The following is a 16247-nucleotide window of genomic DNA, read 5'->3' on the forward strand; positions in this document are numbered from 1 at the left end:
ATATACTCTACAGGTCATTTTGGAGTACCCGTTCATGCAACCACAAAACATTGCCGAGCTAATTTTAAATGGCTTTAAAAAGCATTATAAATTATTTCAGCAGATCACCGCACAAGCACCTCTGGCATTTGCAAATAAAAACTGGACAAAAATGCACGACATTAGTCGCTTGCGGATCACTTATTACGATGATCGGGTTAACGAAACCACCCAACAACTACAAAATCAGCAATTAGCTAATCAACTGGATGAATCACTCTGGCTGCAAACAAAACAAATCTACCAGCACTTTTTAACGTTTCATCCACAAGCAGAATTAGCCGAAACATTTTATAACTCTGTATTTTGCCGCTTATTTCATCGACGTTATTTTAATAATGATTTTATTTTTGTAAAAGCCACCTTGGCAGATGCTCCTGCGCTTCCTGTAGAAGCAGAATACCGCAGCTACTTTCCTGTTGTAGACGGCTTAAAGCCCACTATCCGTAAAATAATTAATCAATTTGATTTTAAAGCAGATTTTGTTAATTTAGAGCGCGATATACGACTTTTAGTAAAAGCATTTTATAAACAAGCACCCGACACCCATCACCGTGCATGGCAAATGCGCTTTGACATATTACAAACGCCGTTTTATCGCAACAAAGCAGCCTATATTGTCGGCCGTGTGGTATCACAAAGTGGTGTGCAGCCATTTATTATTGCGGTGTTACATCATCAAGAGCAAGGTCTGTATCTTGATGCTTTACTGACTAACTCATCGCAAATGCGGGTTATTTTTGGCTTTGCTCGCGCTTATTTTATGGTTGAAACCCACGCTCCTTCCGCATTAGTTCGGTTTTTAAACCAACTAATGCCCAACAAAACCTTAGCAGAGCTTTACAATGCCATTGGCTTTCATAAACAAGGTAAAACCGAGTTCTATCGCGAGTTTTTAACCCATTTACAACGCTCCAGTGATGATTTTGTGATTGCCCCTGGCACACCGGGCATGGTGATGATGGTATTTACCCTACCTTCATTTGATTATGTATTTAAAATAATTAAAGACAAATTTGGTGAAAGTAAACCATTTGGCCGCGATACCGTTCTCAAACGCTACCAATTAGTTAAGAGCCATGATCGGGTTGGTCGTATGGCAGATACCATAGAGTATTCTAACGTCGTATTCCCTGTTGCGCGTTTTAACGCTACATTGCTTGCACAGCTTAAACAAACTATTGGTTCATCAATGATCATCGAAGGCGACTTACTGATCATCAAACATATGTATATTGAGCGACGCATGACGCCACTGAATTTATATTTAGAAAAAGCTAATACTGAAGATGCCGCTATTGCCATTGCAGAATATGGCCAAGCACTCAAGGAAATGATCGCCGTTAATATTTTCCCAGGCGATATGTTACTTAAAAACTTTGGTGTCAGTAAACACAAACGCATTATTTTTTATGATTATGATGAAGTGCAATATTTAACAGACATGAACTTTAGGGCATTGCCTAAAGCAAAAAGTTATGATGACTACTTAACCAATGAGCAAAGTTACTCTGTGGCACCACAAGATGTATTTCCAGAGCAGTTATGCACTTTTGTAATGCCAAACCCGCAATACAAAGCAGTTTTCAGCCAAACACATCCAGAACTATTAGACGTCGCATTTTGGCAGCAAGCGCAACGAAATATAAAAGCAGGGGTCGTTAGCCATATCTACCCTTATCCAGCAGCGCAGCGTTTTATCCATCAATGGTAGACGAAAGGACACACAATGAATATCAGTAAAATAGATTTAAACTTACTCGTTTATCTCGACACCTTATTACGCGAATGTAATGTTACTCGCGCCGCAAACCAGCTTAGCATTACACAGCCGGCCATGAGTAATGGTTTAAAACGTTTACGTAACCTGTTTAACGATCCGATCTTAGTACGCACCAGTGATGGTATGGTGCCCACTGAACGAGCTATTGAATTGCAGCCGGTGATCCGTGGCATCTTAATGACATTAGAAGAAACGCTTGCACCAAACCGTGAATTTGAAGCCAGCCAAAGCAAACGGGTATTTAGGATTATGGCCAGTGACTATGCTGCCAGCACCTTAGCACCTAAGCTACTGAGTAAATTACACGATGAAGCGCCGGATACCACACTCGATATTCTCACTCCAAGTGATGTTACTTTTCATGATGTAGAAAACGGTAAAGTTGATATGGCAATAAATCGTTTCGAAAACCTACCGCAGTCGTTTCATCACAAACGTATTTGGAAAGATAGCTTTTGTTGTTTAGTAAAAGCTGACAACCCGATCATTGAAAATTTTAGCCTCGATAGTTATTTAAAAGCTCGTCATATTTGGGTAAGTAAAACAGGTTTTGGTGTCGGGGTTGGTATGGATCCTAAAGACGTACAAAAACTTGGCTGGGTTGATGAAGCGCTCGCCCACTTTGGTAAACACCGAAATATTGCCACATTCACCCGTAATTACCACGTTGCAATACATCTAGCGAAAGAGAAGAACCTGATTGCGACACTCCCTTCAAAAGCCGCTAATATTTATTTAGATGATCCCGGTTTGCAAATTCTGGAGCCTCCCTTCCCTATACCACCATTTGAGTTAGATATGATTTGGAGCCCATTACTTCACAGGGATGCCAGTCATATTTGGTTACGCCAAAAAGTAGCCGAAGTTGCAGATGAATTAAAGTAACGCTCTTACAAAAGCCCTGTAAAATTTGCTTACTGGTATTTTCAAGTAAGCAAACATAAATTTAAAAGTATTAATTATCATGATGTTAAAATAATTTAAAAATGGAATGGCAATTGCTTTAAGTTACTTGAACTTTAATATTCATTTAACTTAAAGAGGTCAATATTATGAATGCCCAGCAAGGAAACGAAGTAAATCATATCACTGACATTATCCAAGTAATGAACAGCGGCATCGACTTTTATGAAAAGGCGCAGGAAAAAGTACAAGATCCAGCCATTGGTGCGCTATTTCAGCGTATGATAGACGCACGTAAAGTCAGCGTTGAAAACCTACAGCCTTACGCTATTAATCAGCAAGGTGAACGAGAAGATGGTTCGTCTTTTGCTGTTGAAGCTCGCCGAGCATATACCGCACTGATCACAAAATTTAGTGCCAACAACGACCAAATTTATGTCAAAGAGCTTGAAGAAGTGGAAGATAAAACACTTGAAGAAATTAAAGCTGCCATGAAAAAACCACAACCGCACGATTGTGAAGCCGCCCTCGCTAAAGTATTACTGACCATGCAAAGCTGTCATACGGAGATGAGCCGTATGCAGAAGCATTAACCACAATGCTTAAATGAAAGCCCAGCCACGCGCTGGGCTTTTTTATGCTCATAATTATAGTTAAATGATTTTTATAACAAAATAATGCAAATAATTAATAAAAACAGCATATTTATTTAACCACAGCATGATTTTAATCGTCTAGGCTTATTAATAGGTACCTACTATCCCGCTGTGGCGCCGCAGCATTTTATCAAAAATAACAAGGTTCCATTATGAGAAATAAACAACATGTAAACCCACAAAACGCTGACGTTGATATGACGCCGATGCTTGATATTGTATTTATACTTTTAATATTTTTTATTGTTACAACTTCATTTGTAAAACCTGTGGCAATAGAGCTGCAACGGCCTGTAGATAAACCCAGTATTGATAAACAAACTAAAAGTGCTCATTTTAGTATTGACCAAAGCAATGCGGTGTATTTTGCGGGGCGATTAATTGACTTAAACCAAGTTGCCACTAACCTTGCGATGTTTGCTGCGAAGTATAATATCGCCACAGTACAAATAGCCGCTGACGAGAACAGTACGCATCAAACTTTAATGACAGTAATGAATAATATCAAAGAGTATGATAACTACCCCATCGCACTCACATCACACTAAAAGCAAAAAAAGGGCCAGACGGCCCTTCAAAACTAAATAACGTAGGAGAAGTTATTTTAGAATCGGTATTCAGCACCTACATAGTAGTAAGCACCGTTAAAACCAAATGGTGCTGAACGGCGTGAGTACTCAAATACACCGGTTGAACTGATAATAGTATTACCAGAAGCATCAACAATTGTGCCTGAGCGAGAATTACCTATGGTATTTTTATCAGGGTAAACGTCAAATAAATTGTTTGCACCAATATTTAGTGACAAGTTATCTGTGACAAAATAGTTTACTTTTACATCGGTAAGAATTTCAGCGCCGTAAGTCTGGCGACCGCCATCTTCAACCGTGTATTCGCCATAACGATTTAGCGATAAGTTTACCGTCCAATCTTCAAGGCGATATAATGCACTTAAGTTTACTCTGTCTTGTGGTTGCCATTCTTCGATGATTGAGGTTTCTTGCGAAGAAAATACATCTTCGACAGGGATAGTTTCCAAACCACTGCCCGCAGGAGTAAATAAATCAACCACATCGGTTTCAGTAAAGTTAGCCGCTAATGTAAAATCTAGAGTACCGCCTAAGCCTTCCGTGTTCCATGTCGCAACAAAATCCACACCTTGCGTTTCGGTATCTGCACCATTTAAGAAAAACTGCCCTGCACCTGCGCCAGAACTAACCAATGCAGCATCTAGCGTTGATGACAACCCTTTACCTAAACGGTTACTGATCACAATACGGTCGTCAATATCAATTGAATAATAATCAACGGTAACATTAATATTATCCGTCACGTTATACACAATACCTAAGCTCATGTTTTGTGACTTTTCTTCTTTAAGTTTTGGAATACCAATACTCTGTGCAAGCGTGCTGTCGTTTCTAAAAGTACCAACTTCTTCTGCAATTAGATCGCCATTAGGACCAACTACAAACTGGGTACTGATATTATTGAAATACAATTGCTGCATTGATGGTGCTCTAAAACCAGTACTCACCGCACCGCGCAGTGAAACGTCATCAGTCACCGACCAGTTACCCGCTAACTTAAAGTTAACCGTATCACCAAAGCCTTTGTAGTTATCGTAACGCAGTGCGCCAGAGATAATTACATCATCAATAATGTAAGTTTCAGCATCAAGGTAAAACGAAATCACATCACGTGATTCATCCACAGAAGATTCCGGCGATGAACCACCAAAACCTTGTGTACCACCTGCTGCATTTTCGCTGCCAATACCACCGCTCATACCATCGTAAATATTAACACCATTATTAGTATCATAATCACGGTAAGCGTATTCACTGCCTTCTAAAATACGATATTCATCGGTGCGAAGCTCGGCACCCATTGCCAGTGAAAAATTATCATAGTCTTGTGTAAAATCAAGATTGATTGTTTGCAGTGATAACTCCATGCCATACGCATACGCTTGGCGAGGAATAGTGGCACGAATATCATCAGCACTTAAACCTTGATCATAACGTAACAAATTAGCGTATGAACCATTGATAGTGTCACTAGTGGTATAATCGATGCTGTTTTCACCATAGGTGTATGACAGGTCAAGACTAGAGCTATTATCAAACTCTTTTTTAAAGCCAAAGTTATACGAGATATCATCAATGGTGGTGTTGATCATTGGCAAAAAGCCCATCGGGATCACCGCATCACCATCTTGTAAAACTGGGTTGCCATCAGCATTGGCATTATGACGGAAGAACGCCGCTGATTCATTATCACGAGTTGAGTAAGTAATAAAACCATATAACTCGCCACCTGCTAGTTCATATCCAGAATTCACAGTTAAAGCAAATTGTTGCGAGTCTGCATCGCCAATTCTAAACGTATCACGTGGTGCAGTCAGCTCACGAGGATCGCCCGCTAACAGCGTGCCATCATCAAGCTCTGTGCAACCATAAAACTGGCAAGAGCCATGTAAACCGGCACGATTTGTAGGTGCACGGTCGCGGTAGTTGATAGTGGTATTTAAATAACCATCATCGCCTAAGGCAAAGCCTTTATTAAAATCAACCGTAACGGTTTCGCCATCACCTTCAGAATACTGGCCATAATTAACCGCGGCTTTACCGCCTTCATCAGCATCTTTTAATACGATGTTGATAACACCCGCAATCGCATCTGAACCATATTGCGCAGCCGCACCATCACGTAATACTTCGATACGTTTAATTGCAGCAGCTGGGATCGCATTCATATCTGTACCTGCGGTACCACGACCTACAGATGTATTAATATGGATAATGCTGGCCTGGTGACGACGTTTACCATTGATAAGTACTAATGTTTGATCTGGCCCTAAGCCACGTAAAGTAGCAGGTCGTAGTGCATCAGTACCGTCACTGATCGATGAACTTGAAAAGTTAAAAGACGGTGCGATAGCTTGTAACATACGGCCGACTTCTGTTTGTCCGGTATTTTCTAGCGCTTCAGCACTTAAAATATCAACAGGTACGGGTAAGTCTTCGACCGAACGCCCTGCTACACGGCTACCAACGATGGCGATTTTTTCAATATTTTCTTGAGCGGCTTGTTCTTGTGCATTAGCAACTTGGCTATTGGTTGCCATTAAAAGTGGTATTACAGCAGCACTGACCCCTGAAAGCTTTCTCATGTTGTTATCATTCCTATTGATTTGTTTGAGTTTTATACTCAGTAAACCATTTTGATCAACAACCGCATCGAGTTCAGTATTTTTCAGCATTGTACTAAGCGCTTCTAACTGAGTGTAATAACCATACACTGATTGAGCTTGGTATTGTTTTGCTAAATCAAACGAAAAAACCACGGTTTGTTCTGTTTGTTTTGCAAACTCTATCAATGCTTGATCTGCTCGCTGCGCTTTTATATCAAATTGTACCATCTGTGGATTTGCAGCCTCAGCCTGAACTTTTAGGCTAAATACTAAAGGTGCTAATACAATTAACCCACAAATTGGATACGTTTGGTTACTGCGCAACTTATACAAACAGTTGAGAAAGAATAATCCGCTATGCAATCCTATTTTTTTATTAATTATTTTTTTACTTTTTATATTTACCATTGTAACTTCTGACACTTTAAATCAAAGAGCAAGCATAAAGCTTAGCTGTGATCACCGTGTTTTAGGCTTACGATATGTTCACCTAAACGTTCATGCTCAATGGCTAAATTGATGCGCAGGCTATCAAGTAAACCGATAATATCACCGGCTTTAAACACCCCAGCCACTTTTAAAGAAGCTAATGCAGGATCAGCAAGTTCAAAACGCGTTGCGGTATAGCGACTCACTTCTTGCAGTGCTTCGCTTAACGACTCGCCATTAAAAATTAGCATACCTTGTTGCCATGCCAGATCCCGTTGTACATCATCTTGTGTTAACCGTTTGATTGGCTTGGTAATACTTTCTTTAATTAATGCTTTTTCGCCAGATATAACAATACTAGCATTAATTTTTTTCACACTGTCTGTATCATTACTAGCGCTTTGTAATTGTACAAAATCATCAGCATTTACAGCAACCGAAGGATCCGTGATCATCACTTTACCCTCAGTAACAACCAGCTCAAGATCCGATGCTGCATTACGTTGCACATTAAAAACAGTCCCCAGTGCGGTAAATGACTTATCGCCTGCCATCACCGTAAATGGACGTGCGGCATCCTTAGCAACATTAAAACGTCCTTCGCCTCGACTTAAAATCAGTTGTCGGCGGTTTTTTGTATACGCAACTTCTAATAAGCTATTGGTATTTAATTGCACAATCGTACTATCTGGTAGCACAAACGTTGCTTGTTCACCGACTTTAGTACGGTAAATTTTACTGTACTTGGCTTGTTCTTGTGGTGTAGTTGGCCACTGCTCAATACCAACAAATATAAAGCTGGCAACTAGCAATGCGGCAAATACACTTGCCGCAATCGAAAAATTAATTTCTCTGCGGGCAGGCTTATTGATGCTGTTTTTATTGGGAAATAAGCTACTCAACTCATTTAATACGCTCAGTTCATCCCATAACTGGGCTAACTCAAATACCGCATCTTGATGGGCTTTATTTTGTTGCACCCAGTGCTGAAATTGCATACGTTCTTGCTTTGATAAGCCCCTATCCATAGCACTTATCCAACGACTGGCATCTGCTTGAATAGCATCTTTAGACGAAAATTGATGGATATTACTCATTTTCCCACCCTCCTGGCAGGTTCAATAGTGGCACTGCTGTGCTCACCTAACTGCTCATGTTGCTGCATGTAGCGCATAGATTGTAACAAACCTTTGGCAATATGTTTTTCAACCGTACTTTCACTTAACTTCATTTGCGCTGCGATTTCTTTTTGGCTCATGCCATATACTTTCTTTAAAATAAAACATTTTCGCACTGGCTGGCTTAGTTGCTCAGTAGCACGGCAAAACAATAAAAAGCGCTCTTTTGAGGTCACTTCATCCTCAAGCTGCATAGATCTCAACGACTGCTGATAATCATCAGAGGTATCTAATGAATCGCAATGCTGATTATCCCATTTAGCAATGTGGTTAAGCGCCAAATGCTTAGCAGTCTTTAGCATATAACTGCGTGTATATTTAATATCTTGTTTTAAATCAGCTTGATAGCTCTTAACAAAGGTTTCTTGTACTATATCTTCCACGTCATCTGGTTGTACAATGCGCGAAACAAAACGTCGCAACTGTGAAGACAGATCAATAAATGTTGTAGATAATGTCGGCTTACGCGTCATTATTAACTTTACCCTTGCTATTATTATTACGCCTAGGGTACGAGTTTTAGCGCCAATTACAAGGCAATTTGTTAATTTTGTGGTTATTAAAGCTGTTTCGCTAACAAAGCACTTACAGCACTTCATAATTAAGCTATTGTCATACAAAGTAATGACTTCATTACTTTATAAACAGCTTTACAGAATATCTAAATTCTAAGGTATCAAACTACTTTGAGCTTTAAAAAATACTGAAAAATAAACACGAGCCTGTACCTGTAAAAATTTAGGGTATACACTCGTATTTAACTAAGCTATACGGATTAAGCACCACGTAAGCCATGCTTTTAGCTTATAAAACATTATAAATTATTCATACTTAACAATTGGAACTGTGGAGTAACCATGCGTCTGTCTTTCGCACCATCAAAATTATCTTTATTCTTATTTACTTCGGCTTCGTTGTTTCTACAAGGTTGTAGTGAAGCACCTAAAACTGAGCAAGCAGCAATGCATCCAGCAGCTGTGGCAACAACCATAGCAACCTATGAAGATGCCCCATTCACTATTGAACTACCGGCAACCTTATCAGGTTCTAAAGAAGTTCAAGTACGTGCCAGAGTAACGGGGATCCTAGAATCTCGTAACTTTGATGAAGGCCAGACAGTTAAGCAAGGTCAGTCACTTTTCACTGTGGATTTAGCCCCCTATCAATTGGCGGTTGAAAGCGCGCAAGCAGCTCTTAATGGTGCAAAAGCATCTTTAGTGCAAGCCGAACGTGAAGTGAAACGATTAGCCAAACTACGTGCTGAGAAATCAGTCTCACAACGAGATTACGATAACGCCAGCTCCACCCAAGATATTGCTAACACGACGTTAGAGGCCGCGAAAGTTGCATTAAAAGAAGCCCAACTGAATTTAGAATATGCGCAAGTAAAAGCACCTGTCGCTGGGGTGGTGGGCCGTGAATTTGTGTCGGTAGGTACTTTTGTATCAGGTCCCGATCTATTATTAACGCAAATTACCCAGTTTGATCCTATTCGTTTACGATTTGGTATTTCTGAGCGTGAACAATTACAAATGCGTCAAGATGTTGCAAATGGCTCTTTAACGCTGCCAGAAAAAGGTCAGTGGCACACGAGCATAAAATTACAAGACGGTTCACTCTCCAATAAAAGTGGCAAAGTTAACTTCTCTGATGTACGTATTAATCCAAATACCGGCACCAGCGAACTACAAGCAATTATCCCCAACACTGATTTTGAACTTCGCCCAGGTCAATTTGTGCGAGTGATGTTAAGTGGTGCGGTACGCAAAAATGCATTTGTAATACCGCAACGTGCGGTACTTGATAATGGCACTGGTAAATTTATTTATGTAGTCGCTAAAAATGAACAAGGCGGCACGATTGCGCGCCCAGCTCCCGTTGAAGTAGGTGAGTGGATCCAAAAGCCAGATAATCAAGGTGATAAAAACTTTTGGTTGATTAAATCAGGCATACAGCAAGGCGATGAAGTGATCATCGATGGTATGGCAAAGATTTTCTTCCCGGGCATGCCAGTGGCCGTTAACAATGCAACAAACAACGTAAGCGCAGAATAGGCGCAGGGAGTTTTATGTTTTCTCGTTATTTTATCGACAGACCTATTTTTGCGTTTGTGATCTCAATTGTTATTGTGCTGGCGGGCCTGGCTGCCATGCGCAGCTTGCCGATCGCACAATACCCTGAAATTGCCCCACCCGTTGTGCAAGTGACAGCAGCCTATCCGGGTGCGTCGGCTGAAGTACTCGAACAAACCGTAGCCGCGCCGATTGAAAATGCGATTACCGGTGTTGAAGGCATGATGTATATGTCTTCAACCTCGACAAGCTCTGGTGCGACAACCATTGAAATAACGTTTGAAATTGGCACCGATATTGACCAAGCAGCAGTTAACGTCAATAACCGTGTAAAGCAAGTTGAAGCTCGTTTACCTGAAGAAACACGGCGCCAAGGCGTAGTGGTGCAAAAAGGTTCATCGAGTTTTTTGCAAGTTCATGCGTTTTATTCACCGGACGGCACTCGTGATAGTCTATGGACTTCAAACTATGTCACCCTGAATATTTTAGACCGTATTAAACGTGTTCCTGGTACAACGAGCGTACAAATTTTTGGCGCGAAAGATTACGCCATGCGTATTTGGCTGCGGCCTGATGTAATGAGTCAGCTCGGTGTTACTGTTGAAGAAGTCGCAGGGGCAGTTCGCAGCCAAAACTCTCAATATGCAGCAGGTTCGATTGGTGCAACCCCCACTTCACAATCAGCGCAAGAGCTGGTTTACAGTGTTACCGCTCAAGGGCGTTTATCAGAGCCTGAACAATTTGAAGAAATCATTATTCGTTCAAACCTTGATGGCAGTAGCTTACGTTTAAAAGACATTGCCCGTGTTGAACTTGGTGCAAAAGATTATAACTTCAGAGGCACTATCAACGGCAAAGAAGCAGTACTATTAGGTATTTTCCTACAACCTGGTGCCAATGCACTTGATGTAGCAGCAGAAGTTAATGGCGTATTAGCAGAGTTAACTCAGCAATTTCCCACTGGACTTGCTCACTTAAATTCGTACGATACCACCCGTTTTGTTGAAGTCTCGATCCGCGAAGTAGTGAAAACACTACTTGAAGCAATGGTGCTGGTTTTCTTAGTGGTGTTCTTATTTTTACAAAATTGGCGCGCCACACTGATCCCAACTCTTGCCGTACCGGTGTCATTACTTGGTACGTTTGCTGGCATGTATATACTTGGTTATTCTATTAACTCATTGACTTTATTTGGTATGGTACTGTCTATTGGTATCGTAGTGGATGACGCCATAGTGGTACTTGAAAACGTAGAGCGTATCATGCACGAAGAGCATGTGAGCGCCCATGAAGCCGCAATAAAAGCAATGAAAGAAGTATCAGGACCTGTTGTTGCTATTGTTCTAGTACTTTGCTCAGTGTTTGTGCCAATTGCATTTCTAGGTGGCTTAACTGGCGAACTATTCCGTCAGTTTGCGATCACCATTTCAATTGCTGTGAGCTTATCTGGCATAGTTGCACTAACAATGACCCCTGCTTTATGTGTGCTTATTTTAAAACAAGAGCATAAACAAACCGCAAGCTTCTTTTTATGGTTCAACCGTGTATTTACTAAAATAACCAGTAAGTATGTGGGTGCTGTTGGTTTTATGGTGCGCCGTGGCGCATTAGGTTTATTGCTGATGATTGGTATGGTGTCAATTACCATTGGCCTTTGGAAAAGCACTCCAGGTTCATTAGTGCCTGATGAGGACCAAGGCTACTATATTTCAGCTATTTTCTTACCTGATGGCTCATCCCTTGAGCGTACAGAAAAAGTAGTGGCTGAAGTTATTAGCGCCGTACAATCTAATCCTGCCAATGAAAATGTGGTGGCATTTACAGGCTTTGATTTTATTGGCGGCGGTTATAAAAACAGTGCAGCCACCTTATTCGTCACCCAAAAACATTGGGATGAACGAGAGATTGATACTAAAAGTTTGGTTAATGAGCTGTTTATGAAAACTGCGCATATCAACGAAGCACTTGTTTTAGCGTTTAACCCCCCTGCTATTTTTGGTTTAGGGAGCACTGGCGGATTTGAATTTTATATTCAAAACAAAGGCGCAGGTGGCCCAGAAAAACTGCAACAAGCCATGGGTTTAATGATGGCTGAAGCACAAAAAAGCCCTATTTTAAGTGGCCTACAAACGTTGTGGCGACCAAATGCACCGCAACTTAAAGTTGATGTAGATCGTGAACAAGCCCGCGCAATGGGCATTGAAATTGACGATGCCTTTACAGCCCTTGCCGGCACACTGGGTACATATTATGTGAACGACTTCAATAAGTTTGGCCGAGCTTGGCAAGTACTTATGTCAGCAGAAGCTGAATTTAGAATGAAGCCTGATGACATTGGACGAATTTATGTAAAAAACAGTCAAGGTACTATGGTCCCTATGTCTGCGTTTACTAATATTGAATATAGCCGCGGACCAGAAAATCTAAATCGTTATAATAACTTGCCTGCGGTAAAACTGCTCGGTAATGCTGCACCCGGTTACAGCTCTGGCCAAGCAATTGCTGAAGTTGAACGTATTGCAAAAGCAGTATTACCACCGGATATGACCTACGACTGGACCGGCTCTGCGTATCAAGAAAAACGCAGCTCAGGTACCACAGGAATTGCTTTAGGCCTTGCGGTGATCATGGTTTTCTTAATCCTTGCAGCACTGTATGAGCGTTGGTCATTGCCACTCTCGGTGATGCTAGCATTGCCATTTGGAACCTTTGGCGCATTGGTATCAATCTGGTTAGTAGGCATGACTAACGATGTGTACTTCCAAATCGGCTTAGTGACCTTACTTGGTTTAGCCAGTAAAAATGCCATTTTGATTGTTGAATATGCATTGATGAAACATCAACAAGGTTGGAGCGCAAGCGCTGCAGCACTTGAAGCTGCCCGCCTTCGATTTAGACCCATCATCATGACTTCGATGGCCTTTATTTTAGGTGTAGTGCCATTAGTATTGAGCTCAGGCGCCGGTGCAGGTGCACGTCATAGCGTTGGTACTGGCGTTATGGGCGGCATGATGGCAGCAACCTTCCTTGCCGTGTTCTTTGTACCACTGTTCTTTTATTGGTTAACTGAGCGCAAACTTACTGAAAAACGCTCGCGAGCAGATTTATCCGATGAAATTGCAAGCCACCACAAGCGTGAACATGTCGACACCCAAGAGGGTAATTTATGATTTAAGCTCAGCTACAAAAATATAAGGGCAAACAGTGGTTTGCCCTTTTTTATGGTAATTTGATAACTAGCAATTTTATACTGTCGGCGCTACTATTAAACTATTGCGTCGAGGAGCCTTATGATGAATAGTGAAAAATTAACCGAGTTTGAGCAGTACTTTCAGATTGATGAAAGTAATCGAGTAAATTTATTTGCTGTTGACGATAGCAAAGTGCCTACTACCTTAGCGCAACTAGAAGCAGATATCCCACCGTTATTTAAATTGGCCAATGAGGTTAGTGAATTAGAGCAAAGCTCGTTAAGACCATTGCGTAGCCTTGGTGATTTGGCACAAGAGCTTGCCGTATTTTTACAAGCACAATCGCGTAAAATCGACTTGATCATGAGCCATATATTGGCCTCAGAGCAGCCCGAAGATAACGCCATTTATTGTGATAGCTACGGCGGTGGCGGTGTCAAACTAACCGATACAAAAGTCTACTCTATTGGCCAAGCATTTCGCACTAAATTATTTTTACAGCATGAAGCCTCTGCTATTTATTGTTACACCGAGGTAGTTGCAGTTAATAAGATTGACGATGAATACTACCAATACACCCTACTTTTTAAAGCCATCCGCGATACTGATCAAGAACTTGTGGTACGTGCTAGTTTACATGCACAAACCAGACAACTGAAAAAGCGTCAGCTGCTGCAACATGAAAGCGACAACTTTGATACCCAAGACACAACAGAGCCAACAAAACCAGAATAATATAGCTACTAGCAACCCTCATTTTGAAGTGGCTTGGCTATAGTTGAAATGCTAAACTAATAGCACCTTTGTTTGTTTATTAAATTCATGAACTTTAGACTTTTACCCGAATGGGCTGAGCAAGACGCCGTTATGCTCACTTGGCCACACCAAGCCACTGATTGGTGCGACAATTTAACCGCTGTAGAGCCTGTATACGTGCAATTATGTCAGCATATTTGTAATGCAGAGCAATTAGTGATCATCGCTCATGATGAAGCCTTAAAAACACACATTAGCCAATTATTGCGCAACAACGCTGTTGATTTGAGCCGCGTGCATTTTGTTGTTACTCCCTGTAACGATACGTGGGCACGTGATCATGGCCCATTAACCTGCGCCGCAGTTGCTGATAATAGCCAACTAAAAATTGTTGATTTTATCTTTAATGGCTGGGGTAATAAATTTACCAGTGAATTAGATAATAAAATTAATGCGGTACTAGTTAAACAACTTGCCGATACGCGCAATCAATACCAAGCGCTTGATTTGGTTCTTGAAGGTGGCGGTGTAGAGATTGATCAACACGGTGTACTATTGACCACCAGTGAATGTTTGCTTAATCCAAATCGTAATCCAGATCTAACCCAACAAGACATTGAACAGTGCTTGCGTGAACAACTTGGCGCCACCGACTTTTTATGGGTTGATCATGGCTATTTAGCTGGTGACGATACCGACAGTCATATCGACACTTTAGTGCGTTTTGCGCCCAATGATACCTTAGTGTATGTAAAGTGTGATGATAAAAATGACCAACACTTCAGCGCTCTTGATGCCATGGAAAAGCAGTTACAAGGTTTTAAAACAACAACAGGTAAACCTTATACCTTAATTGATTTACCATGGCCAAAAGCCGTATTTAATGATGATGGCGACAGGTTACCTGCCACCTACGCAAATTATTTAATCATTAATGGTGCTATACTTGTGCCTATTTATGCTGATGCCAATGACGAATTAGCCTTAGCACAAATTCAAACGGCCTACCCTGAGCATCAAATAATAGGCGTAAACTGCTTACCAATTATTCATCAATTTGGTAGTTTACACTGCATTACTATGCAATTACCCCGTGGATTTTTAGCTGGAGCATCATTATGAGCAGCCCTGCAAATTTAACCGTTGCCTTAGTGCAGCAAAGTAACAGTGATAATGCCGCACAAAACATGGCAAAATCAATTGCCGGTATTCGCGATGCCGCAAGCCAAGGCGCACAACTGGTGGTGTTACAAGAATTACATCGCAGTCTGTACTTTTGTCAAACCGAAGATGTTGATGTATTTGATTTGGCAGAGACTATTCCTGGCCCAAGTAGCGACACTTTAGCTGAGCTTGCAAAAGAATTAAGCATTGTTATTGTTGCCTCTTTATTTGAAAAACGTGCCACAGGGCTTTATCACAATACTGCGGTAGTGCTTGAAAAAGACGGCACAATTGCGGGTAAATACCGTAAAATGCATATCCCTGACGATCCAGGCTTTTACGAAAAGTTTTATTTCACTCCGGGTGATTTAGGTTTTGAACCAATTCAAACTTCTGTCGGCAAACTTGGTGTCTTAGTGTGTTGGGATCAATGGTTTCCAGAGGCTGCGCGTTTAATGGCAATGGCCGGTGCTGAACTATTAATTTACCCAACCGCAATTGGCTGGGATCCACGTGATGACGAAGGCGAGAAAACACGTCAAAAAGATGCGTGGGTAATATCGCAACGCGCACATGCGGTTGCCAATGGCGTACCCGTGATTAGTTGTAATCGTGTCGGTCATGAAAGTGATCCAAGTGGTCAAAGTGAAGGTATTCAATTTTGGGGTAACTCTTTTATAGCGGGTCCTCAAGGTGAACTGCTAGCAGAAGCCAACAACACTGATGAGCAACTGTTACTTGTTGAACTTGATCAAAAGCGTTCTGAAAATGTAAGACGCATTTGGCCGTACCTACGCGACCGTCGTATAGATCATTACCACGATTTAACCAAAATATATCGCGATTAAGAATAAATTAGCGCCTCAGTAGAGGCGCATTA

At 41.3% G+C, this 16247-nt stretch carries 12 protein-coding genes; 9 read left to right on the plus strand and 3 right to left on the minus strand.

Annotated features, from left to right (window positions below; translation table 11 throughout):
- Positions 1-34: 34 nt before the first annotated feature.
- From aceK to PVK79_RS15880, 4 genes are all read left to right on the plus strand, one after another.
- A complete protein-coding gene (gene aceK, locus PVK79_RS15865) occupies positions 35-1753 on the plus strand; it encodes a bifunctional isocitrate dehydrogenase kinase/phosphatase (protein WP_257326154.1) in 1719 nt (572 codons plus the stop codon).
- A gap of 15 nt (positions 1754-1768) precedes the next feature.
- A complete protein-coding gene (locus tag PVK79_RS15870; protein ID WP_145233562.1) occupies positions 1769-2707 on the plus strand; it encodes a LysR family transcriptional regulator in 939 nt (312 codons plus the stop codon).
- A 167-nt stretch (positions 2708-2874) separates the two neighbouring features.
- A complete protein-coding gene (locus tag PVK79_RS15875; RefSeq protein WP_145233559.1) occupies positions 2875-3318 on the plus strand; it encodes a ferritin-like domain-containing protein in 444 nt (147 codons plus the stop codon).
- 215 nt (positions 3319-3533) lie between these two features.
- A complete protein-coding gene (locus tag PVK79_RS15880) occupies positions 3534-3929 on the plus strand; it encodes an ExbD/TolR family protein (protein ID WP_145233557.1) in 396 nt (131 codons plus the stop codon).
- Positions 3930-3985: 56 nt separating this feature from the next.
- Here PVK79_RS15880 and PVK79_RS15885 read toward each other — a convergent pair whose 3' ends face one another.
- The 3 genes from PVK79_RS15885 to PVK79_RS15895 are packed head-to-tail and all read right to left on the minus strand — an operon-like array spanning position 3986 to position 8657.
- A complete protein-coding gene (locus PVK79_RS15885) occupies positions 3986-6985 on the minus strand; it encodes a TonB-dependent receptor plug domain-containing protein (protein WP_425607866.1) in 3000 nt (999 codons plus the stop codon).
- 41 nt (positions 6986-7026) lie between these two features.
- On the minus strand, positions 7027-8103 hold the full coding sequence (locus tag PVK79_RS15890) for a FecR family protein (RefSeq protein WP_145233555.1): 1077 nt from the start codon (positions 8101-8103) through the stop codon (positions 7027-7029).
- Positions 8100-8657 (minus strand): RNA polymerase sigma factor, encoded by a 558-nt coding sequence (locus PVK79_RS15895; RefSeq protein ID WP_145233553.1) that lies wholly within the window; start codon positions 8655-8657, stop codon positions 8100-8102. Before PVK79_RS15895 ends, PVK79_RS15890 begins: the two co-directional genes overlap by 4 nt.
- Before the next feature lie 384 nt (positions 8658-9041).
- Between PVK79_RS15895 and PVK79_RS15900 the strand changes: the two genes are divergently transcribed.
- The 5 genes from PVK79_RS15900 (at position 9042) to PVK79_RS15920 (ending at position 16215) form a co-directional block, all read left to right on the plus strand.
- The gene (locus PVK79_RS15900) at positions 9042-10238 is read left to right on the plus strand and encodes an efflux RND transporter periplasmic adaptor subunit (RefSeq protein WP_257326155.1); all 1197 of its coding nucleotides are present in this window, start codon (positions 9042-9044) and stop codon (positions 10236-10238) included.
- Between the two features lie 14 nt (positions 10239-10252).
- The gene (locus PVK79_RS15905) at positions 10253-13426 is read left to right on the plus strand and encodes an efflux RND transporter permease subunit (RefSeq protein ID WP_257326156.1); all 3174 of its coding nucleotides are present in this window, start codon (positions 10253-10255) and stop codon (positions 13424-13426) included.
- 123 nt (positions 13427-13549) lie between these two features.
- Positions 13550-14182, plus strand: a complete 633-nt coding sequence (locus tag PVK79_RS15910) for a PilZ domain-containing protein (protein WP_145234077.1) — start codon at positions 13550-13552, stop codon at positions 14180-14182.
- 87 nt (positions 14183-14269) lie between these two features.
- Positions 14270-15325: an agmatine deiminase family protein gene (locus PVK79_RS15915; RefSeq protein WP_182760027.1), complete on the plus strand. Its 1056-nt coding sequence runs from the start codon at positions 14270-14272 to the stop codon at positions 15323-15325.
- Positions 15322-16215: a carbon-nitrogen hydrolase gene (locus tag PVK79_RS15920; protein ID WP_145233544.1), complete on the plus strand. Its 894-nt coding sequence runs from the start codon at positions 15322-15324 to the stop codon at positions 16213-16215. Before PVK79_RS15915 ends, PVK79_RS15920 begins: the two co-directional genes overlap by 4 nt.
- Positions 16216-16247: the final 32 nt, after the last annotated feature.

It is taken from the genome of Pseudoalteromonas rhizosphaerae (assembly GCF_028885455.1).
Taxonomy (GTDB): domain Bacteria; phylum Pseudomonadota; class Gammaproteobacteria; order Enterobacterales; family Alteromonadaceae; genus Pseudoalteromonas; species Pseudoalteromonas rhizosphaerae.